The sequence below is a fragment of the Flavobacterium sp. genome (genome assembly GCF_965262375.1).
Lineage (GTDB): Bacteria > Bacteroidota > Bacteroidia > Flavobacteriales > Flavobacteriaceae > Flavobacterium.
Map to the genome: position 1 here is coordinate 2,310,217 of NZ_OZ253527.1, position 22,627 is coordinate 2,332,843.

Below are 22,627 nucleotides of genomic sequence, written 5' to 3' on the forward strand. Positions count from 1 at the left end.
GAAGATTTATTGTATTCTCCATAATTTTCCATTTAAGTCGTCAAAACCAATAACTCCAAAATTATCATCATAATATATTATGTTTACATTTTTTGGACGTAAAGGTAAGGATACTGTTGAGTCTAAAACTTCTATTTTATTAGATTCAAATATTCTAACTTTTGTATAGGTTTTTCCATTAAATGTCATTGTTGTCGTTGGAATGTTAAAATCTATTGAAATAATATTTTCATAAATGTTCGTTCCATAATATCCATTCCAAAGCGGAAATTTAAAATATCCATAAAATTTAGGAGTTCCTTGAATTATAGGACTTATTTGATAATTTGAGCCAACTGGATATTTTTGTATATTAATTTCACAACTTGTGAATACATAGCCTTCAGCGTACCACATTGAAATTTCTTGTCTATCATAATGAAAATGTTGTGAAGAATAACTGCCTGCAAAAGTTCCTGTTGTATATGTCGTTTTTCCTTTTTTAGAATTATATATTTTAAATTTTAGTAATTCATTATCTTGATTTTTATAAATTATTTCGTCACCAACATTTGGTTCATTGATTAATTTATTTTTTTCATCCTGTGTGAATTGATAATAAGGTAAACCGTCATTTTCAGGCTCATCTTTGTTACAACTAATTTGAAAAAATATTCCAAAAACTAATACTAAAGCGATAATTTTATTTTTCATTTTCATTTTCATTTGTTTTTGGTTTTATATTTAGTTTTTTCAAAATTTTCTGCTAACGTCCCGTAGCTTGCAGAAGTGGCGAACTTCGGGACTATAAATTTTCCACTAAGATAAAAATATAATAGCGAAAAACAAACATGAATTTAGCAATTTTCTCGCCATTTCTGCAAACCGCTGTGTGTGCCCTGCATATGCAGGACACACGCTGTAAGCTTGTTAAAAGCTTCGAAAATACAAATTTCCTAGAAGAAAGCAAGTGTATCAGCGTGTTATTTTTCCAGAGGGTGCAAGTCCCTTACGAGCGGATTGAAACCCCGAATCGTTAGCAAGTTGCAAGCTGGTTTGAAGTGATTCAAGCAGTGAAGGAAGCAAGACTGCAAAATCCGGTACTGACGAACAGAAATGTCATAAGAGGCAGGTTAAAGAGGATAAACGTCCACAGCAACGTAACGTCCAAAGTTTACCAAAACTTTAACTTGTAGATGACGCAGGCATTGGAGGAAGGAAAAAGCATTTACCAGGAGGGCGGAGCGTAAAGAAAATGTCCAGTGGACATTTTTAGCGAACGAGCCAGGAGGCGGAAGGGAGGGCGACTACGAGATAGTCAAACCAAGAAGTCAGCAGAGGTCATAGTACTTGAAAGCAAACGAGGTGCAAATAGATACTGCATAGGTCTCACAAGCAAGGAAGGACTGAACGTAAAGAGGTTTTCAATGGTTAACGGAACGCATAGTAGCCCTAACCAACGAAAACAGGTTAAAACACAACTCAACCCATCTCTTTGCGAACCGCCGAGTACGTGACCCGTATGCTCGGTGGTGTTTGAAATACGTGTTTATTTTTTATTGGAATTTCAAGATACCGCTTCGCTAAATTGAGAGGCTCTCCCTGTTCTTAATGAACAGGGCAGTCTACTCGATTGTAAGCAGTTTATTTTTTCGGGTTTAATTTGAATTCTCGAATAAGTAGAATTTTTTCTTCATTTTCTAAATAATCTTGGTACAAATAAATTAAGTTTTGTACGATATTAAATTTGAAATCTTTACCGTAGGTTATTTTAATATCACCGATTAATTGGAAAAATACAGTTACTGAAATAAATATTGGTAATTCATTTTTTGAGAAAGACTTAATTATATTGTTTGTTTTACCTCCGAAAAGACTTTGCGAGTCGTTATATAGACAAATCCTTATGAAAATGTCACAGTTTTTAAGTTTTTCAACAACATTATGATTATTTATAACTAAATCAAGGTTAGTGGAGATAATTTTTTCAGCATGATTTAATTGATTAACAGCTTTCGTTAAAGCTTTATTTAATTTTGTTTTTTTGTCACTAAGAATGTATTTTGATTCAATAAGTATTGCAGCATTTTGATGACAAATTAAAAAATCTATTAATTCATTTTCATCATATTTTGTAGGCGAGCAAAAGAATTCTTCATTTGCTTCAAATATATTTGATAAGAAGCTTTTTATCGAAATTTCTTGATTGAAACCGTGTTTACCATCATCTAAAAAATCATTGAAATTATATCCATTGACGTCTAAAATTTCCTCCTCCCATTTTAGTGATTCTAATGGGGTATAAAAATTCATTTTAGGTTCCTTAGAATTGTCTATATTTTGAACTTTAATTTTAAAACCTTTTAATACATTTTCTGGTACATAATAACCATCATTAACAAGAGTTAATGGTTCATTGTTATTATATATATCTAAAATCCAGGGTTCAAATTCTTTGATTAGGTTTTCTTTTTCTAAAATTGTTGTAAAAACTGGCAAATTTAGATGATTATAATACACCACTCTTATTTTTTCTGTTTTTATTAGTTGCAGCGTAATATCATCAAACCCTAAATATTGGATGTCTTCAGTTCCAAAATTATTTCCGGTAATCCATAAAGGATCTTTAATATTGTCAAAAATATATAAAGTTATACTTCGAGGAGCTAGTTTAGGGTTTCGAATAATTAATTCGAAATTGCAACCATTAATAAGTTTTGTCAGTATTGAGGCTTCAAATTTGAAATGTAAAACAATTTCATTATCTTCATCAAATTCAATCCAAAAACCTTGAACCAAGCTTGAAATCAACTCAATTGTTTTTGTTTGAGGGAAATATAATTCAGGCATTTTTCGTTATCGTGGTTTTAAATTGCTTACAACGTCAGTCTGTGAAAAAACTTCACAAATTCCGTCAAATATAACTAAAATAGTTTGTTTAAAAAGGCTAGTTTTCGTATATTTAATAATGCAACACATCCAAGGAATTTCCCGCCACCAGCTACAAGTAACGAGTTTAGAAGATAAAATCACTCCCGACAACCCTGTTCGTTTTATAGATGCTTTTGTTCAATGCATAGACCTTCAAAAAGTAGGATTTACGCCTGTTATTTTAAAAACCGAAGGTCGTCCTAGTTTTAAGAATCAAGTGTTTCTTAAAATCTATTTGTATGGTTATTTAAATGGTATTCGTAGCTCCAGAAAACTAGAAAAAGAATGCATTCGCAACATTGAAATGCAGTGGTTACTGGAAGATATTCGTCCTAATTATCACAGTATTTCTGATTTTAGAAAAGACAATCCCAAAGCACTCAAACAACTTTTTAAACTCTTTGTTTCTTTTTTGAAAGATGCCGATTTAGTGGCTGGTGAAATCATTGCCATTGACGGAACAAAATCTAGAGCACACAACGGTAAAAAGTCGAATTTTAACCAAAAGAAGATTGACAAGCACTTGGCTTATATTGAAGCTAAAACCCAAGAATATTTGGATGAATTAGAAAAAAATGATACTAAAGAAAACGTAGAAAAAGTCACCAATATTCAACAAAAGATTAAGCGATTAAAACAAAACAAAATCAAGTACGAATTATTAGAGGAAGAATTAAAAACTAGTGGCGAACCACAAGTTAGTACTACAGATGCTGATGCGAGAGCCCTACTGGTACAAGGTCAAGTGGTAGAGGTATCCTATAATATTCAAGCTGCTGTAGATGATAAACACAATTTAGTTGTTGCTACACATACCGTCAATAGGAATGATAAAAACGCACTTTCAGCTATTGCACTAGAAGCCAAAGCAAACCTAGAAACAGCAACCTTTACCGTTTTGGCCGACAAAGGTTATCACACAGGAAGAGAAATAGAAACCTGTACCCATAACAATATCACCACTATTGTGGCTCAACCCGACCAAGGGAAAAGCAATGAAAGCGGGACACAACCTGAGTATTTAGTCTCACAATTCACATATAATAAACAAGAAAATACGTACACTTGTCCGCAAGGACAAACACTAACCACCACAGGACGCTGGCATAAGAAAAGTAGAGATAAGGAAAACACCAGCTATTTATTTCAAAAATACCGTACGCCAGCATGTAAAGCCTGCCTAGTAAAAGATCAATGTACCAGCCGAAAAGGAGGTAGGGAGATAGACCGAAGTCAGTATGCCACAGTAGTGGAACAAAATAACCAGCGCTACAAGGAAAATGCACAATTATACCGAAAACGACAAGAGATAAACGAACATATTTTTGGGACTATCAAACGCCAGTGGGGGTATAATCATACCAATTTAATAGGACTAGAAAAAGTAAACGGGGAACACAGTTTGATCATGTTGGTGTACAACATCAAGCGTACCATCAATATACTTGGAATCCCTGATTTAATAGCAAAAATTAAAGCTTGGAACTCGCCTTACAAGAGAAAGGACTTGTTTTTAATAAAAACGACTTATTTAAACTTGTTTGTAGCCTTTGTATTTTTTGAAACATCTCCAAATAAGTTAAAAATAAGCATTGCTTAAAACAAAGTTATGTTGGTTTGATAGGTTGAATTTTATTCAAAAAAGAGGTTTTTTCACAGCCTGACGTTCCGGCGGCTTCACGAAGTGGCGAAGTTTGTGACTGATTTGTTTCTGCTAATATAAGATTTTCCAGCGGAAAATCGGCAACCGGCTTAAACAACTCTCGCTATTGCGTGAAACCGCTGTTAGCAACAGTTATTGTCTTTTTTCTATTGGATTGAAATTAATAAATCTATCAAAACCTTCGGGCTCATCTTTAATATTCTCAATTTCTTTCCATTTTCCATTAACATCAAGAATTTCTGCAATAATTCGTCCGTCCCTTTGATCAACATTTGCAAACTCTTTTAGACTGTCATTTTCAATTTTTAGGAAGTAGGTTGTCTGTCCGCCAGTTAACACACATGCGTCAATACAATTCAGTTTTTCATTATACATTAAGTTTGGAAAACTTTCTGAATTTTTTATCCAATGCAAAGATTTATTTTTAGGAGAATATAGAATTAATGTTTGTACATTATTTCCTCCTCGTGCTGCCATTCCTGTTGTGAAAATAATGTCATTGAAGCCATCATTATTAAAATCTTTAATTTCAGAATCTAAATCATTAATTCTAACTGCTTCTAAAGAAAGACTATCTTTTAATTCCCATTGAACTTTTCTTTTTTCATAAAGATAAACTTTGGCAATTGTATTCTCTTCTGTACCAATTTTGTAAATGGTAATTTTATTACTCTTTTTTTTGCCAAAACTTATTGAATCTGAAAAAACTTCAAGTGTATCAGTAACGATTAATTTTTCTGGTTTAGTTTCTAAAACAGTTTTTATTTCAGCTTTTTTACTGCAACAAATAAATAAAAGTAAAGTTATTAACGCGATGTTTTTCATAATTGTTGCTAACGTCCCGCCAGCTTGGCTTGCCGTTGCGTAAATATAGCACAAAAGTTTACAGGTACAAAACCGAGATTGGAAAAACCGGAGTTTTTTCCAAGTATGCGCAAGCCCAGCAATGGCGCCAAACTGCTGTGTGTGCCCTGCATATGCAGGACACACGCTGTAGACTTGTTAAAAACTTCGAAAATACAAATTTCGCAGAAGAAAGCAAGCGTATCAGCGTGTTATTTTTCCAGAGGGTGCAAGTCCCTTACGAGCGGATTGAAACCCCGAATCGTTAGCAAGTTGCAAGCTGGTTTGAAGTGATTCAAGCAGTGAAGGAAGCAAGACTGCAAAATCCGGTACTGACGAACAGAAACGTCATATGAGGCAGGTTAAAGAGGATAAGCGTCCACAGCAACGTAACGTCCAAAGTTTACCAAAACTTTAATTTGTAGATGACGCAGGCATTGGAGGAAGGAAAAAGCATTTACCAGGAGGGCGGAGCGTAAAGAAAATGTCCAGTGGACATTTTTAGCGAACGAGCCAGGAGGCGGGAGTGAGTGAGGTTACGAGTAACCATAAAGAGAAGTCAGCAGAGGTCATAGTACTTGAAAGCAAACGAGGTGCAAATAGATACTGCACAGGTCTCACAAACAAGGAAGGACTGAACGTAAAGAGGTTTTCAATGAATAAAGAAATGAACAATAGTCCTATTCAACGAAAACAGGTTAAAACACAACTCAACCCATCTCTTTGCGAACCGCCGAGTACGTGACCCGTATGCTCGGTGGTGTTTGAAATACGTGTTTATTTTTTATTGGAATTTCAAGATACCGCTTCGCTAAATTGAGAGGCTCTCCCTGTTCTTAATGAGCAGGGCAGTCTACTCGATTAGTGGCAGTTTTATTGTCCTTCTAATTTTCCTGTTGGGTTTAATATTTTCATTTTGTTTGCGTCAACTAGAATATTAAAATGTGTTACCAAATTACTTCCATTGTCTTCAAATACTTTCACTATGTAAATATTTTTTATAGTGTCGTCTAATGAAACAGACAAACTTAAATTTCGTTTTCCGTTTGATAAACTGTCAATAAGTTTTTCTTTGTCTAAATAAAGTTTTGATTGTTCAATTAAACTAACTATGTCTTCTTCTGTATGATTATCTTTAAAATGTGTCAGCATTGAATTTTTCCATTCTTTGTCAAACGAATTCCAATTTAAATAAGGTCCATCAAAGCTTTCTAAATAAACAAGTTGATAAGCAGTGTCATTTAGTTTTTGATAATCTGGGATTAAAAGGTCTCCACGTTGTTTGAAGCCTAATTCAATTAATTTATTCCATTCATTTGTTTCAGGAAGTCTATTTTTTTCTCTGTAATGTTCAATTGAATTAATAATCTTATTTCCAAATTTTATGTCATTATGTCTATTGATTGAAACTGGTAATTTCCACCAAATTATAAATCCAACAATTATTAATAGTATTATCAGTCCTATGGAAAGAAAAGTTAGAATTAATTTCTTGGTACTTGTCATTTTACTTTCTAATGAAATCTTTCGAAGTCGGTTTTGCAAAATTGCCACTAACGTCAGTCTGTGAAAAAACTTCACAAACTCCGTCAAATATAACTAAAATAGTTTGTTTAAAAAGGCTAGTTTTCGTATTTTTAATAATGCAACACATCCAAGGAATTTCCCGCCACCAGCTACAAGTAACGAGTTTAGAAGATAAAATCACTCCCGACAACCCTGTTCGTTTTATAGATGCTTTTGTTCAATGCATAGACCTTCAAAAAGTAGGATTTACGCCTGTTATTTTAAAAACCGAAGGTCGTCCTAGTTTTAAGAATCAAGTGTTTCTTAAAATCTATTTGTATGGTTATTTAAATGGTATTCGTAGCTCCAGAAAACTAGAAAAAGAATGCATTCGCAACATTGAAATGCAGTGGTTACTGGAAGATATTCGTCCTAATTATCACAGTATTTCAGACTTTAGAAAAGACAATCCCAAAGCACTCAAACAACTTTTTAAGCTATTTGTTTCTTTTTTGAAAGATGCCGATTTAGTTTCAGGAGAAACCATTGCTGTAGACGGAACAAAATCCAGAGCACATAATGGTAAAAAGTCAAATTTTAACCAAAAGAAAATTGATAAGCATTTAGCCTATATTGAAGCCCGAACACAAGAATACTTAGACGAATTAGAAAAAAATGATACTAAGGAAAACCTAGAAAAAGTTACCCATATTCAGCAAAAGATTGCGCGATTGCAGCAAAATAAAATCAAGTATGAATTACTGGAAGAAGAACTAAAAACTAGTGGCGAACCTCAAGTGAGTACTACAGATGCTGATGCGAGAGCCCTACTGGTACAAGGTCAAGTGGTAGAGGTATCCTATAATATTCAAGCTGCTGTAGATGATAAACACAATTTAGTTGTTGCTACACATACCATCAATAGGAATGATAAAAACGCACTTTCCGCCATTGCACTAGAAGCCAAAGCAAACCTAGCAAAAGAAACAATGACTGTTTTAGCTGACAAAGGCTATCACACAGGAAGAGAAATAGAAACCTGTACGCATAACAATATCACCACCATTGTAGCCCAACCCGACCAAGGGAAAAGCAACGAAAACGGCACCCAACCTGATTATTTAGTCTCTAAATTTATTTACAATAAACAAGAAAATACGTACACTTGTCCGCAAGGACAAACACTAACCACCACAGGACGCTGGCACAAGAAAAGTAGAGATAAGGAAAACACCAGCTATTTATTTCAAAAATACCGTACGCCAGGGTGTAAAACCTGTTCAGTAAAAGACCAATGCACTAGCCGAAAAGGAGGTAGGGAACTAGACCGAAGTCAGTATGCCACAGTAGTGGAACAAAATAACCAGCGCTACAAGGAAAATGCACAATTATACCGAAAACGACAAGAGATAAATGAACATATTTTTGGTACCATCAAACGCCAGTGGGGCTACAATCATACCAATTTAATAGGACTAGAAAAAGTAAATGGGGAACACAGTTTGATCATGTTGGTGTACAACATCAAGCGTACCATCAATATCCTTGGAATCCCTGATTTAATAGCAAAAATCAAATCCTGGAACTCACCTTACAAGAGAAAGGACTTGTTTTTAATAAAAACGACTTATTTAAACTTGTTTGTGGCCTTTGTATTTTTTGAAACATCTCCAAATAAGTTAAAAATAAGCATTGCTTAAAACAAAGTTATGTTGGTTTGATAGGTTGAATTTTATTCAAAAAAGAGGTTTTTTCACAGCCTGACGTTTTCGGGCTTGGCGAGGTTGCGAACTTCGGAACCGATTATTTTCTATCAAAGATAAAATTTCTTGCGAGAAATAAACGTGAATTTACTACAAAATTCGTAATCTTGCCAAACGCCTGTTAGCGGTAGTGCTTTAATTTTTGTCATCTATATCAATTCCAATAGGTACGTTTTAATTAAGCACTTTTTTCAGACATTTTTTATGGCTAAAAATACATTGTGATTCTTCGGAGTTTACAATTGTGATTTCAATCTCAACAGAATCTTTATGAGTTAAACTTTCTCCGCAAAAACAACACATAACTGTTTCCATTTGTTCCAAGAATTTAATTTGTTTTAAATTGCAATAAAACCTTTATAATATGCACAAACAAATAATAAAATAATTACGATTTGAGCACCTAAATAAGTTAGAGAGTTTTGTTTTCCATTTGGAGTAAACATTTTGTAAATATTGAAAATTATAGGAGGAAACAATACAATACACGTTGCAATTTGACCACACAATATTGCGCGAGGACTTTCTGCTCCAGCTCCTTCACCAAAATATCCCCAAAGAGCGAAAAACGAAATAAAAAATAATGCTACAGAATATAAAATTTCTAATGCAACAATTTTTAGTAAAAGTAGATAGTTAATTTTCAAGTTATGTTTCTTTAGATTCTTGATTCTGCTGTAGCATTACCGCTAACGTCCCGCCGGCTTGCCGTTCGGTGCGGATTTTAGCCTGAGACTTCACAAATATAAACAAAATTTGATTTAAAAATTGACTTTCCAAAAAAGCGTGAAACCCGCACTGACGGCAAACCGCTGTGTGTGCCCTGCATATGCAGGACACACGCTGTAGACTTGTTAAAAGTTTCGAAAATACAAATTTCGTAGAAGAAAACAAGAATATCAGCGTGTTATTTTTCCAGAGGGTGCAAGTCCCTTACGAGCGGATTGAAACCCCGAATCGTTAGCAAGTTGCAAGCTGGTTTGAAGTGATTCAAGCAGTGAAGGAAGCAAGACTGCAAAATCCGGTACTGACGAACAGAAATGTCATATGAGGCAGGTTAAAGAGGATAAGCGTCCACAGCAACGTAACGTCCAAAGTTTACCAAAACTTTAACTTGTAGATGACGCAGGCATTGGAGGAAGGAAAAAGCATTTACCAGGAGGGCGGAGCGTAAAGAAAATGTCCAGTGGACATTTTTAGCGAACGAGCCAGGAGGCGGGAGTGAGTGAGGTTACGAGTAGCCATGAAGAGAAGTCAGCAGAGGTCATAGTACTTGGGGCAAACGAGTTGCAAATAGATACTGCACAGGTCTCACAAACAAGGAAGGACTGAACGTAAAGAGGTTTTCAATGAATAAAGAAATGAACAATAGTCCTATTCAACGAAAACAGGTTAAAACACAACTCAACCCATCTCTTTGCGAACCGCCGAGTACGTGACCCGTACGCTCGGTGGTGTTTGAAATACGTGTTTATTTTTTATTGGAATTTCAAGATACCGCTTCGCTAAATTGAGAGGCTCTCCCTGTTCTTAATGAACAGGGCAGTCTACTCGATTGTACGACGGCTTTGATTTTGAATTTTTATTTTTTTATAGCATTTGATTATTTTGTATTTTTGAAAAAATACATCTTTATTATGAAAAAAATATTGTTATTACTTTTCGTATTAATATCCAGTTACGGATATTCTCAATATGGTTATGGAGGTTCAAACAACAATACTACTAACATATATATTGTTGAGACACCTAAACCAAATCCTTATGGTACAGCTGTAGATTATACGAGGGATGCGTATGAATCAGGAAGAACTCAAAGTGAATTACAAAAAAAATATAATTACAATTATGAGAGATTTTCAAACGCTTTCAATGATATTAGTAATAAAATTTATGCGTTAAATATAAATAGAGAGGCTAAAGATAGGATTATTAGAAGATGGAATATATATGTTGATAAAATAAAATCAACAAAGATTAACTTCGTGTCTAATAGTGAAGTAACGGATTATATTAATCATTCCTATAATCAAATTAATAAAGTAATATACGAGGAAACAAGTAATTAACCTCTATAATCATTTCTAATATTTGTCTTAAACTAATTTTATGGAAAGTTACACTTCTGCTGATATTCCCGCCACAATTAATTTCCAAAACCAAATCATTCCGCTTCAAGATGAGTATAAAAAATCTATTTTTTCTGGCGAACATTCTGAAAAGGAAATGTTTCATAATTATAGAATTGGTTGGATGTCCTTTGACGAGAAATGTCAGTTCATTTATGAAATAAAATTAAGAAAATTGTGTTGGGATATTATCGAGGAACACAACAGCTCGGATTTGAAACACATTGATTTAAAGAATTATCAAAGGTTTAAAGATTTGGTTTTTGATGCTTTATTTAAAACTAGCGAATTTTTAGAAAGACCTTAATTTGTTTTCATGGGTTTCTATCAATGTTTATAGTTTCTGTTTGGTTAAGCTGTTGTACAACTTCTCGGCGCTTGGCGTTCGGTGCGGAATTCCAGCGCTGACCAACACAAACATACCAAAAGTTTTGATAATTACCAGGCCTTTCCAAAAAAGCACAAACCCGCACTGACGCCAAACGCTTGTGTGTGCCCTGCATATGCAGGACACACGCTGTAGACTTGTTAAAAACTTCGAAAATACAAATTTCGCAGAAGAAAGCAAGCGTATCAGCGTGTTATTTTTCCAGAGGGTGCAAGTCCCTTACGAGCGGATTGAAACCCCGAATCGTTAGCAAGTTGCAAGCTGGTTTGAAGTGATTCAAGCAGTGAAGGAAGCAAGACTGCAAAATCCGGTACTGACGAACAGAAATGTCATATGAGGCAGGTTAAAGTGGATAAGCGTCCACAGCAACGTAACGTCCAAAGTTTACCAAAACTTTAACTTGTAGATGACGCAGGGATTGGAAGAAGGAAAAAGCATTTACCAAGGGAGGTCTCTTAGGTTACGTGTAGCCACAAAGAGAAGTCAGCAGAGGTCATAGTACTTGAAAGCAAACGAGGTGCAAATAGATACTGCACAGGTCTCACAAACAAGGAAGGACTGAACGTAAAGAGGTTTTCAATGAATAAAGAAATGAACAATAGTCCTATTCAACGAAAACAGGTTAAAACCAACTAAAATGATAGCAAGAGTAGTACATCCTTACAATCTTCAAAAAGCACTGGAACACGTGATTGCCAATAAAGGTAGTGCAGGTGTCGATGGTATTTCTATCCGAGAACTCCGCAAGGTCTTTTCAGCAAAGAAACTACAGCTTATTGAGGCAATCCAACAAGGAAACTACCAAGTACAACCCATTTTAGGTATTGAAATTCCCAAAGGAAACGGGAAAACCCGATTACTGGGCGTTCCCACCACTACAGAACGGGTGTTGCAACAACCCGTGATGCAAAGCATAGCACCGCTATTTGAACCTGAATTTAGTAGTCATAGTTTTGGATTTAGACCCAACAAAAACGCCCGACAAGCCATTGGACAGGCAAGGGAATACATCCATCAAGGACTCAACCACATTGTGGATATTGACCTGAAAAACTTCTTTGACGAAGTAGACCATTGTCTGCTCCTGAATTTGGTATTTCAAAAAGTAAAATGCAAAACCACCATGCGACTTATTCGCAAATGGCTCCGAGCGCCTATTAAAATCAATGGGAAACTACACAAACGCAAAAAAGGCGTTCCACAAGGTTCGCCTTTAAGTCCGTTACTATCAAACATTTTACTCCATCAATTGGATAAGGAAATGCATAGAAGAGGACATAAGTTTGTGCGCTATGCCGATGATTTCAGTATGTACTGCAAGAGCCACAATCAAGCAACAGCTACCCGAGCAGTCATTGAAAAATTCCTAAGAAACAAACTCAAATTAACCGTAAATCAAGAGAAAAGCGGGATTCGACGTCCTGTAACTTTCAATATTTTGGGATTTGGGTTCGTGCCTACGTACGAAAAAGGAAGCAAAAATCAATACCAACTCGTGGTGGCAGACAAAGCATGGAAACGCCTCAAAGAACGTCTTAAAAGCATCACCCGCAAAACCACGCCAGCTACCTTTGAAGAACGAATTACCAAGATAAACGAAGTCCAGCGAGGATGGTTAACCTATTTTCAAGGCACAAGTATCTTAGGGAAATTACGCGATTTAGACGGTTGGTTACGCAATCGCCTGCGCTATTGCATTTGGCATCATTGGAAGAAACCTGAGCGAAAAAGAAAGAATCTCATCCGACTAGGAATAGACCATGACCACGCCTATATGTGGAGCAGAACACGGAAAGGCGGATGGGCTATTGCACAGAGTCCTATTTTAGGCACTACCATTACTTTACAACGCTTGAAACAAAGAGGTTATGTTTCCTTAACCGAATTACATTTACAACTCAACCCATCTCTTTGCGAACCGCCGAGTACGTGACCCGTATGCTCGGTGGTGTTTGAAATACGTGTTTATTTTTTATTGGAATTTCAAGATACCGCTTCGCTAAATTGAGAGGATCTCCCTGTTCTTAATGAGCAGGGCAGTCTACTCGATTAGCAGTTCGGGCAATTGTTATATTATCGTTAGGCCGCATTGTTTAAAATATTCAAATGTCTTGTCATAATATTCTTTTGGCCTTGTAGTGTCTGTGTTGTCGACTTCAGGAATAAAAATAATGATTCCTTGTCTAGCACGTGTTAACAAAACACGATACGAATTTAAAAGATATTTTTTTGCAGAATCTTGATTAACGTTTTGCCATTTTGAACCTTTAAAATTCTGGTAATTCCATTTATTATTGTCTTGATACAAATTGATATCCCATGCAACACATGTAAAGTCAATTTCTAAACCTTGTATGTCAAATTCAGTAGCGATTTCTTCTAAGTAATATGATGAACGAACATCGTCTTTACCATTTAGAAACCAATTTGCTGGTTCAATTTCATTTTTAACGTCAATCCCGTCCGCCCGCAATCTGCGTCCGCCCGAACTTGCTACAACACCAATTCTTTCCGTTCCTTTTGCTTTTTGTTTTAGCCATTTTTTCGCGGTTTTTAAATTTCTTGTTAAAAAAATTGGATAATTGTCTTTGAATGAATCAAATACATACTTTGCTTGTTCACTTTGGTTTTCTAAAACATATTGAACGAATAATGCAATTTTTTCACTTCTAAACGAACGAATTGAAACTGCCAAATGCAAGTCAGTTTCTTTGTTTCCATTTATTTGTAGCCAATTCAAAAGCACTTCGTCATTTAAATATGTTGTCTTTTCGCTTAAAATTTTGTCTGAATAGTAAATGTTCCAATCAGAATATTTTTGCTTTAACGATTCAATCCATTCTGAAACACCGGCTTCGCCTGTGTTGATTTCCTGTCCGCCACCAATTAAACAAACAATTGTGCACCAATCTTCGTGGCGATTCATTACGCTAATCAAATATTCTGGTTCGGACATTTCAAAGTCTTCAATTCCTTTTTTGGTTTTCATAAACTTTGAAACTTGTTCTTTTTGCCAAGCTCTTTGGGCTTCGTCAAATACAACAACTTTTTCAATAGGTGCTTTCTCTGTTTTTAAGTTGTCGTCTCTAAAATGGTGAATGTTTTGAATAAACGCTTTTGCTTCACGTTCTGCATCTGTTCGCTTTAATTTGTCTCCATTTTCTTTTGCAGTTGCAACCGAATCACGCGTTAACGCTTCCCTTAGTACATCAACCAAAGGCCCGTTACCGGAAAGAAAAACAGAGTGTTCTGATTCGTCTGCTTTAAGACGTTCGTTTGCAATATTCAAACCTGCAAGTGTTTTCCCAGCGCCAGGAACGCCTGTGAGAAAACATATTGATTTTTGTTTTTTCGCTTTTGCATTTTCAATAATATTATTGATTGCTTTTGCAGTTCGTGAAAGATTTATTGCACCCGAATCGCTTCGGGAAATTTCTTGAACATTATGTCCTTTGTACAGCGCTTGCGCTGCTTCAATAATTGTTGGTGTTGGTTTATATGTACTGATTTCCCAATCAGAAGCATTTATATTTTGTGCAGCAGTTTGATTAGCTAAAATGTTTTTTAGAGTGCTTTCAAAATTGTCTGCATTGCAAAGAATGCAGTTGTCTAAACGAATTGCACTTTGAATGTTGCTTGTTTCATTTGGTGCTTTTGTCGCGACTAAGATTGGAATGATTGTTTTGTCGTGGCTACCTTCGTGAAAGTTTAGCAAGTCGAGGCAATAATCTATTGTTTGGTATTGTGCGTCTTTCGTGTAATGATTGTCGCCAACTTTAAACTCAATTACAAAAATGAAATTATTTGAAATTAAAATATTGTCTACTCGTTTGCCCATTCGCGGAATGGAAAATTCGAAATAAAGATTTCCTTGAATGTTTTTGAGACACGATTTTAAAAAGTCAATTTGTTTGAGCCAAGCATTTTTTTGCTGGTCTTCAAGGTCGTGTTGGTGATTTTTTGCAAGCTGTCCAAAAATCGAATTTGTGTCTTCTATTAAAAAATTGTCTGTCGTGTTTTGGTAATAACTTCTATTCATTTTCGGATGTCGTTTCTTTCGTTTGAGGTGTCGCTCATGCCTGACTGCTAACGTCAGTCTGTGAAAAAACTTCACAAACTCCGTCAAATATAACTAAAATAGTTTGTTTAAAAAGGCTAGTTTTCGTATTTTTAATAATGCAACACATCCAAGGAATTTCCCGCCACCAGCTACAAGTAACGAGTTTAGAAGATAAAATCACTCCCGACAACCTTGTTCGTTTTATAGATGCTTTTGTTCAATGCATAGACCTTCAAAAAGTAGGATTTACGCCTGTTATTTTAAAAACCGAAGGTCGTCCTAGTTTTAAGAATCAAGTGTTTCTTAAAATCTATTTGTATGGTTATTTAAATGGTGTTCGTAGCTCCAGAAAACTAGAAAAAGAATGCATTCGCAACATTGAAATGCAGTGGTTACTGGAAGATATTCGTCCTAATTATCACAGTATTTCAGACTTTAGAAAAGACAATCCCAAAGCACTTAAACAACTCTTTAAACTCTTTGTTTCTTTTTTGAAAGATGCCGATTTAGTGGCTGGTGAAATCATTGCCATTGACGGAACAAAATCTAGAGCACACAACGGTAAAAAGTCGAATTTTAACCAAAAGAAGATTGACAAGCACTTGGCTTATATTGAAGCTAAAACCCAAGAATATTTGGATGAATTAGAAAAAAATGATACTAAAGAAAACGTAGAAAAAGTCACCAATATTCAACAAAAGATTAAGCGATTAAAACAAAACAAAATCAAGTACGAATTATTAGAAGAAGAATTAAAAACTAGTGGCGAACCACAAGTTAGTACTACAGATCCAGATGCTAGAGCATTGCTAGTTCAGGGGCAAGTAGTAGAAGTTTCCTATAATATTCAAGCTGCGGTAGATGATAAACATAATTTAGTAGTGGCCACGCACACCATCAATAGGAATGATAAAAACGCACTTTCCGCCATTGCACTAGAAGCCAAAGAAAACCTAGCAAAAGAAACAATGACTGTTTTAGCTGACAAAGGCTATCACACAGGAAGAGAAATAGAAACCTGTACCCATAACAATATCACCACTATTGTGGCTCAACCCGACCAAGGGAAAAGCAACGAAAGCGGGACACAACCTGATTATTTAGTCTCACAATTCACATATAATAAGCAAGAAAATACTTACACCTGTCCGCAGGGGCAAACACTAACCACCACAGGACGCTGGCATAAGAAAAGTAGAGATAAGGAAAACACCAGTTATTTATTCCAAAAATACCGTACGCCAGGGAGTAAAACCTGTTCAGTAAAAGACCAATGCACTAGCCGAAAAGGAGGTAGGGAACTAGACCGAAGTCAGTATGCCAAAGTAGTGGAACAAAATAACCAGCGCTACAAGGAAAATGCACAATTATACCGAAAACGACAAGAGATAAACGAACATATTTTTGGGACTATCAAACGCCAGTGGGGGTATAATCATACCAATTTAATAGGACTAGAAAAAGTAAACGGGGAACACAGTTTGATTATGCTGGTGTACAACATCAAGCGTACCATCAATATACTTGGAATCCCTGATTTAATAGCAAAAATTAAAGCTTGGAACTCGCCTTACAAGAGAAAGGACTTGTTTTTAATAAAAACGACTTATTTAAACTTGTTTGTGGCCTTTGTATTTTTTGAAACATCTCCAAATAAGTTAAAAATAAGCATTGTTTAAAACAAAGTTATGTTGGTTTGATAGGTTGAATTTTATTCAAAAAAAAGGTTTTTTCACAGCCTGACGTTTTGCGGCTTGGCGAAGGCTGCCTAACGGATGCTTAAAGTTCGCACAATGTTTATGGCAGCTTTTGCAAAACCCCTGTGTGTGCCCTGCATGAGCAGGACACACTCTGTAAGCTCGAATAAAAATTCGAAAATACAAATTTCGAATTATAAATCCAACTTATGGAGTGTTATTTTTCCAGAGGGTGCAAGTCCCTTATGGGCGGATTGAAACCCCGAACCATTAGTACGTCGCAAGGTTGCTAGTTGTGAAGCTAGGACTGAAGGAAGCGAGACGACAAAAGTCTGTACTGACGAACAGAAAGTACATAAGAGGCAGTATAAGAAGGATGAGTGTCCACAGCAACATGAAGTCCAAAACAGTGTCCTGAACATGCTATTAAATCAGGTTCTTATATTGTAGATGTACCAGCGATAGACTTAAAGGAAAAAGCTCTTACCGGGGGAGGTCTTTGCAACCACGGGTTGGTTAAGCAAAGAAGTCAGCAGAAGTCATAGTACTTGTGGTAACGAGTTGCGAATAGAGACCGCATAGGACTCACAACCAAGGAAGGACTGAACGTTATTTTCTGTAAAATTAAAATAAGAAAGATATTCTTAGCTTATTTATAAAGTCGCAGATAGCTCAATTGGTGTAAAGAGCAATTGGTTGATGGATAACGAACCGCCGTATACGTGAACCGTACGTACGGTGGTGTGAGAGGCGCACTCCGTTAGTTTCTAGCGGAGCCGTCTACTCGATTACCTGCTGTTTTTTATTTTAATCTAATTATTCCACCATCTTTATGCTCATTATTTTCTTCACTCCAATTATTGGTTCGCATTAATTTGAGTTTTTCGATGTCTAAATTGTTTGTAAGTTTTATGTTTTTTACCGAGCTTCTAAAAACATCATATTGAAAAGGAGGTTCAGCCCATTCTAAAGTATATTGATAAGCATCAATTATTTGATTTTCATCGTTAGTTTTTATGATTAAAATATCATTAAAATCTTTTATTATTGAACCACTACCATCATTATAGCTACTTCCTTTAAACGTTGCGATAAATTGATAATAATTGTATTTACCATTTATCGGCTCAAAGGCTGTAATTATTTTTTTTGTTTTTTTAAATAAACCAAAATTATCATCGACATCATTTAATTTTGAATAATCAAAGTCAGAATTGTTTGTCTGCTTTTTGAGTATATAAAGTTTAGTTTCATTTAGTTCAGTCGCTTTATTTTCATTCGTTGCTTCATAAACTATTTCCATTGGTTTAGTTTTACAAGAAACTAATACAGATAAAAGTAAAGTTAATATTAAAAAATTGTTGAGTCTCATAACTTGTTTTAATCGTTTGATTTACGCATTTTTTCAAAATAGCAGGTAACTCATAAATAGGCGCACCTATTAATTTGTTGTTGTATTGATTTTATTGAAACAATACAAAAAGCGTACTTCGCTAACTAAATTGTTTCTGATTCCAAAAATATAAAATTTAAAATTATAATGTATCTAAAGGACTGATGATTTTTTGTAAACTTTTATCGCTTACATAAGTATAAATCAATGTGGTTTTAATGTCTCGATGCCCTAATAATTCTTGTATAAATCGTATATCTGTACCATTTTCAAGCAAGTGGGTTGCATAACTATGGCGCAAACTGTGAATGCCCACAGGTTTCTGAATTCCTGCTTTGCGCAGCGCATCTTTGAAAACTTTTTGAAGACTTCGTTTGGAGTACATTCCTCCATATTGCCCTTCAAAGAGGTATTCTTTGGGTTGATAAGCTTTGTAGTACGCCCGTAGTTGCTCCAGTATCGATTGAGGTAAGTTTACATAGCGGTCTTTTTTGCCTTTGCCTCTTTGTATATGTACCCTCATGGATTTGCTATCTATATCGGTAATTTTCAAACTAACAATTTCAGAAATTCGTAATCCCATGCCGTAACATAGTTTCAAAGCGGTATTGTGTTTTAAATTAGCCACATGGTCAAAAATAGCTTTTACTTCAGTAGTATGTAAATATTTAGGTAATAGTGCTTGTTTTTTCGGTCTAGGGATTTCTAAAGCTAATTTGGGTTGTTTTAAAACTTCTAAGAAGAAAAATTTGATGCCATTTATTCGACTATGTAACGTGTTTTCTTTAAGTTTTAAAGTAGTAATGCAGTACAATAAGTAGTTTTTAACATCATCTATAGTACAATCATAAATACTTTTGTCGTTAAGATAATAAAGGAACTGTGCTAATTCTAAACTATAACAGCGGATGGTACTTGGACTATACCCCAGCAGTTTCAATTGCTCGATAAGCTTATTCAAAACGCCTTGATGGATAGGATGTATTTTTGAAAAAACAATTTTACCCACTTCATATTCGGTAGGTAAACCAAAAAGTTTTCGATATTCAATCACATCGGGGACATACCACATTTTGTTGCTATGACTCCAACGAATTCCCTTTAATTGCTTGACTTTTTCAATTAACTCAATTTTTTTTTCAAAAGCTATAAAAATAACTTTCTGCTCGCGATGTTCTCCTAAAAGGTAGCTAAATGGCTGATAGTTTTTCATTTTGGCGCATATTTAGAATAAAAATACTAAATATTCATTTGAAAAACAATGTGTTATAGAATCATCATGATCCTGCATCCATCATCCTGCATCCATCATCTATACAGCTTAAATCCTTTTTCTACTATAAAAATCGGTACCATTAGCGGTTAATTACCAAGTTATGCCGCCATCGTGGGGAATGGCTTTATTTTGTTTGTTATCAGTTAGCTGTTCATAATTTCGCCCCGCTAGTATGCCTATTTTACCATTGTAAAAATCAGAAGTAAAAATACCTGTCATTGTTTGTCCTTGCACTATTGGGGTTTCCGTTTTTTTTCAGCTAAATCCTTTGTTGTCTGATACATAACAATTGGCACTTTTACCACCTGAAACCATAAATAATTTCCCTTCTTTATAAGTAATGTTTGTATTACTAGCAGCAAAAAACGATTCACCTGTAGCAAATTGAGGTAAGGTAGAACAAGGTAGTTTGGTCCAAGTGTTGCCGCCATCAGCCGTTTTAATGATGCTTGGGCAATTCTCGGTAGGGTCGCCTATCGCAATTCCTTCTTTTTCATTCATAAAAAGCATGGCGTCATAAAAAACTTTTTCGTGTTGCTCTTGGTACACTAACTCAGTTTGCAAAGTTTTCTTATCAATACGATACAATAAAGCTGGATTAGCAACGGTTAGTATAAAAACACTGTTGTTGGTTTGAGCAATACTTCTGAATTCTAATTTTAAGTTGTTGTTTTGAATGGTTGTTTGGTAGCTTTGAGCATCTTTTTCTAGAGTAAGGAATCCAAATTTATTTCCATTCCCGGCATACCATATTTTATGCTGATCAACCAGTAAGGCTCTAACACTAATTTTATCGTGGAGTAAGGTGTCTATTTTGATTTTTGTATAATATGGATTTGTTTTTGTTTCATGGGTTGATTTACAAGCGTTTAAAAGAACCAATAGGAGTGGTAATAAATAATATTCTATCATGGTAAATAATTGCTAATCAGTAGTGTAATCTATTTGAATAAATTTTGGTTAAAAATACAAACTATTAGTAGGAAATATTTTAATTTTGTTGTTTATTTTTTATTAACTTCAATTATGAGCGCATCGCATCATCAAGACCTCCACAGCAAATTTACCTTAGGTGGAATTCTTGTAACTCTTGGAATTATTTATGGAGACATCGGTACATCGCCTTTATATGTAATGAAGGCCATCATTGGTAGTCACGCTATCAATGCAGATGTTGTTTTAGGGGGGATTTCAGCCATTTTATGGACCCTAACCTTACAAACTACTTTAAAGTATGTAATTATGACGCTTTCTGCCGATAACAATGGCGAGGGAGGAATATTTGCATTGTATGCTTTAGTAAAACGAACGAAAGTGAAATGGCTTATTATTCCAGCTATTGTTGGAGGATCGGCTTTATTAGCTGATGGTATTATTACGCCACCTATTTCAGTATCTTCAGCTGTTGAAGGGATGCAGTTGTATTTCCCAGAAATTAACACTGTTCCTATTGTTATTGGTATCTTAGTACTTTTGTTTTTAATTCAGCAATTTGGAACCAGTTTAGTGGGCAAATTTTTTGCGCCTATGATGACCATTTGGTTTGGAATGTTGGCAGTTTTAGGAATTGTTCAAATTTCACATAATTTTGACGTTTTAAAAGCGGTAAACCCTTATTATGCAATTCATTTGTTGCAAATTCATCCAGAAGGCTTTTATGTATTAGGTTTTGTTTTCTTATGTACTACTGGTGCTGAAGCTTTATATTCAGACATGGGGCATTGTGGACGTCAAAACATACGTATCAGTTGGATTTTTGTAAAAATAGCTTTAATGCTTAATTACTTTGGTCAGGGAGCCTTTTTGATTAAACATCAAGGGGAAACTTTAAAAAGTATAAACCCTAATAATATAAATCCTTTCTATTTAGTAATGCCAGAATGGTTTCAGCCTTTTGGTATTTTGATTGCTACATTGGCTGCGGTTATTGCTTCGCAAGCGTTAATTTCAGGATCTTTTACCTTAATTAATGAGGCGGTTCGATTAAACTTTTGGCCTAAAGTTAAAATCAAATATCCTACCGTTTTAAAAGGGCAATTGTACATTCCTTCTATCAACTGGTTGCTGTTAGCAGGCTGTATTGGTATTGTATTATATTTTAAAGAATCTAGCAAAATGGAAGCGGCTTATGGCTTAGCTATCGTATTGTGTATGATAATGACTACTATATTACTGATGTATTATATGGTTATGAAACGCATTGCAGGGTATATAATCGTACCTGTAATCTTATTTTATTTAGCTATCGAATTTAGTTTCTTGATCGCTTGTTTAGATAAATTTCCGCATGGAGGATATGTGACGCTTATTATTGCTTCTGTCTTAATTTTTATTATGGCTGTTTGGTACAGAGCTAAACAAATTGGTAAAAATTACACCAAATTTGTAAAAGTAGATCATTATAAAAAAGTATTGGCTGAATTGAGTGTGGATTTATCTATTCCAAAATATGCTACGCATTTAGTTTATATGACTAATGCCAATCGTGTAGATGAAATAGAGGAAAAAGTGATGTTTTCTATACTTCAAAAACGTCCTAAAAGAGCCGATATTTACTGGTTTATCCATGTAAATGTAACTAACGAACCGTATTGTAAAGAGTATCGTGTGACTGAAATTATAAAAGATGATTTGTACAGAATTGACTTTAACTTAGGTTTCCGTGAGCCTACAAAAATCAATTTGATGTTCAAGGAAGTAATCAAAGATATGGTTGAAAAAGGGGAAGTGGATATAACCAGTCGATACGAATCGTTACACAAAAACAAAATATTGGGGGATTTCAAATTTGTATTGTCTGAAAAATATTTATCTAACGATAGTTTCTTAGGATTTACTGAAAAGATCATTATGAATACATATTTCTTCTTAAAAAGATTCTCCTTGTCAGAAGAAAGTGCTTTTGGTTTAGACATCAGTTCTGTTAAAATTGAAAAATTCCCAATGGTACTTCATGCTCCTGAAAAAATTAAAATGGAACGCGTATATAAAGACTAATT

17 protein-coding genes are annotated in these 22,627 nt (G+C 34.9%); 7 read left to right on the forward strand and 10 right to left on the reverse strand.

Going from position 1 to position 22,627, the window contains the following annotated elements:
• Positions 1 to 6: 6 nt before the first annotated feature.
• Together ACQY29_RS10735 and ACQY29_RS10740 are read right to left on the reverse strand one after the other, a co-directional pair.
• A complete protein-coding gene (locus ACQY29_RS10735; protein WP_428225179.1) occupies positions 7 to 699 on the reverse strand; it encodes a hypothetical protein in 693 nt (230 codons plus the stop codon).
• Positions 700 to 1,623: 924 nt separating this feature from the next.
• The gene (locus ACQY29_RS10740) at positions 1,624 to 2,829 is read right to left on the reverse strand and encodes a hypothetical protein (protein WP_428225180.1); all 1,206 of its coding nucleotides are present in this window, start codon (positions 2,827 to 2,829) and stop codon (positions 1,624 to 1,626) included.
• A gap of 118 nt (positions 2,830 to 2,947) precedes the next feature.
• Here ACQY29_RS10740 and ACQY29_RS10745 point away from each other — a divergent pair, with 118 nt between their 5' ends.
• Positions 2,948 to 4,510, forward strand: coding sequence for an IS1182 family transposase (locus tag ACQY29_RS10745; protein WP_428225181.1), 1,563 nt, complete (start codon positions 2,948 to 2,950; stop codon positions 4,508 to 4,510).
• 195 nt (positions 4,511 to 4,705) lie between these two features.
• On the opposite strand, the gene ACQY29_RS10750 is transcribed toward ACQY29_RS10745, so the two are convergent.
• Together ACQY29_RS10750 and ACQY29_RS10755 are read right to left on the reverse strand one after the other, a co-directional pair.
• Complete coding sequence (locus tag ACQY29_RS10750; protein ID WP_428225182.1) at positions 4,706 to 5,563, reverse strand: hypothetical protein; 858 nt, start codon at positions 5,561 to 5,563, stop codon at positions 4,706 to 4,708.
• Positions 5,564 to 6,289: 726 nt separating this feature from the next.
• Entirely contained in the window at positions 6,290 to 6,922 is a 633-nt protein-coding gene (locus ACQY29_RS10755) for a hypothetical protein (protein WP_428225183.1), read from the reverse strand.
• A gap of 137 nt (positions 6,923 to 7,059) precedes the next feature.
• Between ACQY29_RS10755 and ACQY29_RS10760 the strand changes: the two genes are divergently transcribed.
• Entirely contained in the window at positions 7,060 to 8,622 is a 1,563-nt protein-coding gene (locus tag ACQY29_RS10760) for an IS1182 family transposase (RefSeq protein WP_428225184.1), read from the forward strand.
• A gap of 401 nt (positions 8,623 to 9,023) precedes the next feature.
• Here the strand turns inward: ACQY29_RS10760 and ACQY29_RS10765 are convergent, their stop codons facing one another.
• The gene (locus tag ACQY29_RS10765) at positions 9,024 to 9,332 is read right to left on the reverse strand and encodes a hypothetical protein (RefSeq protein ID WP_428225185.1); all 309 of its coding nucleotides are present in this window, start codon (positions 9,330 to 9,332) and stop codon (positions 9,024 to 9,026) included.
• Between the two features lie 990 nt (positions 9,333 to 10,322).
• Between ACQY29_RS10765 and ACQY29_RS10770 the strand changes: the two genes are divergently transcribed.
• The 3 genes from ACQY29_RS10770 to ltrA all read left to right on the forward strand — a co-directional run bounded on the left by ACQY29_RS10770 (position 10,323) and on the right by ltrA (position 13,135).
• Positions 10,323 to 10,754: a hypothetical protein gene (locus ACQY29_RS10770; RefSeq protein WP_428225186.1), complete on the forward strand. Its 432-nt coding sequence runs from the start codon at positions 10,323 to 10,325 to the stop codon at positions 10,752 to 10,754.
• A 40-nt stretch (positions 10,755 to 10,794) separates the two neighbouring features.
• Positions 10,795 to 11,121: a hypothetical protein gene (locus ACQY29_RS10775; protein WP_428225187.1), complete on the forward strand. Its 327-nt coding sequence runs from the start codon at positions 10,795 to 10,797 to the stop codon at positions 11,119 to 11,121.
• A gap of 718 nt (positions 11,122 to 11,839) precedes the next feature.
• The gene (gene ltrA / locus ACQY29_RS10780; protein ID WP_428225188.1) at positions 11,840 to 13,135 is read left to right on the forward strand and encodes a group II intron reverse transcriptase/maturase; all 1,296 of its coding nucleotides are present in this window, start codon (positions 11,840 to 11,842) and stop codon (positions 13,133 to 13,135) included.
• Positions 13,136 to 13,270: 135 nt separating this feature from the next.
• On the opposite strand, the gene ACQY29_RS10785 is transcribed toward ltrA, so the two are convergent.
• The gene (locus ACQY29_RS10785) at positions 13,271 to 15,241 is read right to left on the reverse strand and encodes a DUF2075 domain-containing protein (RefSeq protein ID WP_428225189.1); all 1,971 of its coding nucleotides are present in this window, start codon (positions 15,239 to 15,241) and stop codon (positions 13,271 to 13,273) included.
• Positions 15,242 to 15,378: 137 nt separating this feature from the next.
• Between ACQY29_RS10785 and ACQY29_RS10790 the strand changes: the two genes are divergently transcribed.
• Positions 15,379 to 16,941, forward strand: coding sequence for an IS1182 family transposase (locus ACQY29_RS10790; RefSeq protein ID WP_428225190.1), 1,563 nt, complete (start codon positions 15,379 to 15,381; stop codon positions 16,939 to 16,941).
• A gap of 820 nt (positions 16,942 to 17,761) precedes the next feature.
• On the opposite strand, the gene ACQY29_RS10795 is transcribed toward ACQY29_RS10790, so the two are convergent.
• From ACQY29_RS10795 to ACQY29_RS10810, 4 genes are all read right to left on the reverse strand, one after another.
• Positions 17,762 to 18,262: a hypothetical protein gene (locus ACQY29_RS10795; protein WP_428225191.1), complete on the reverse strand. Its 501-nt coding sequence runs from the start codon at positions 18,260 to 18,262 to the stop codon at positions 17,762 to 17,764.
• Positions 18,263 to 18,494: 232 nt separating this feature from the next.
• Positions 18,495 to 19,565, reverse strand: a complete 1,071-nt coding sequence (locus ACQY29_RS10800) for a tyrosine-type recombinase/integrase (RefSeq protein WP_428225192.1) — start codon at positions 19,563 to 19,565, stop codon at positions 18,495 to 18,497.
• 153 nt (positions 19,566 to 19,718) lie between these two features.
• Positions 19,719 to 19,862 carry a hypothetical protein gene (locus ACQY29_RS10805; protein WP_428225193.1) on the reverse strand — a complete coding sequence of 48 codons (144 nt, stop codon included), beginning with the start codon at positions 19,860 to 19,862 and terminating at the stop codon, positions 19,719 to 19,721.
• 21 nt (positions 19,863 to 19,883) lie between these two features.
• On the reverse strand, positions 19,884 to 20,540 hold the full coding sequence (locus ACQY29_RS10810) for a hypothetical protein (RefSeq protein ID WP_428225194.1): 657 nt from the start codon (positions 20,538 to 20,540) through the stop codon (positions 19,884 to 19,886).
• 114 nt (positions 20,541 to 20,654) lie between these two features.
• Here ACQY29_RS10810 and ACQY29_RS10815 point away from each other — a divergent pair, with 114 nt between their 5' ends.
• Positions 20,655 to 22,625 carry a KUP/HAK/KT family potassium transporter gene (locus tag ACQY29_RS10815; RefSeq protein WP_428225195.1) on the forward strand — a complete coding sequence of 657 codons (1,971 nt, stop codon included), beginning with the start codon at positions 20,655 to 20,657 and terminating at the stop codon, positions 22,623 to 22,625.
• Positions 22,626 to 22,627: the final 2 nt, after the last annotated feature.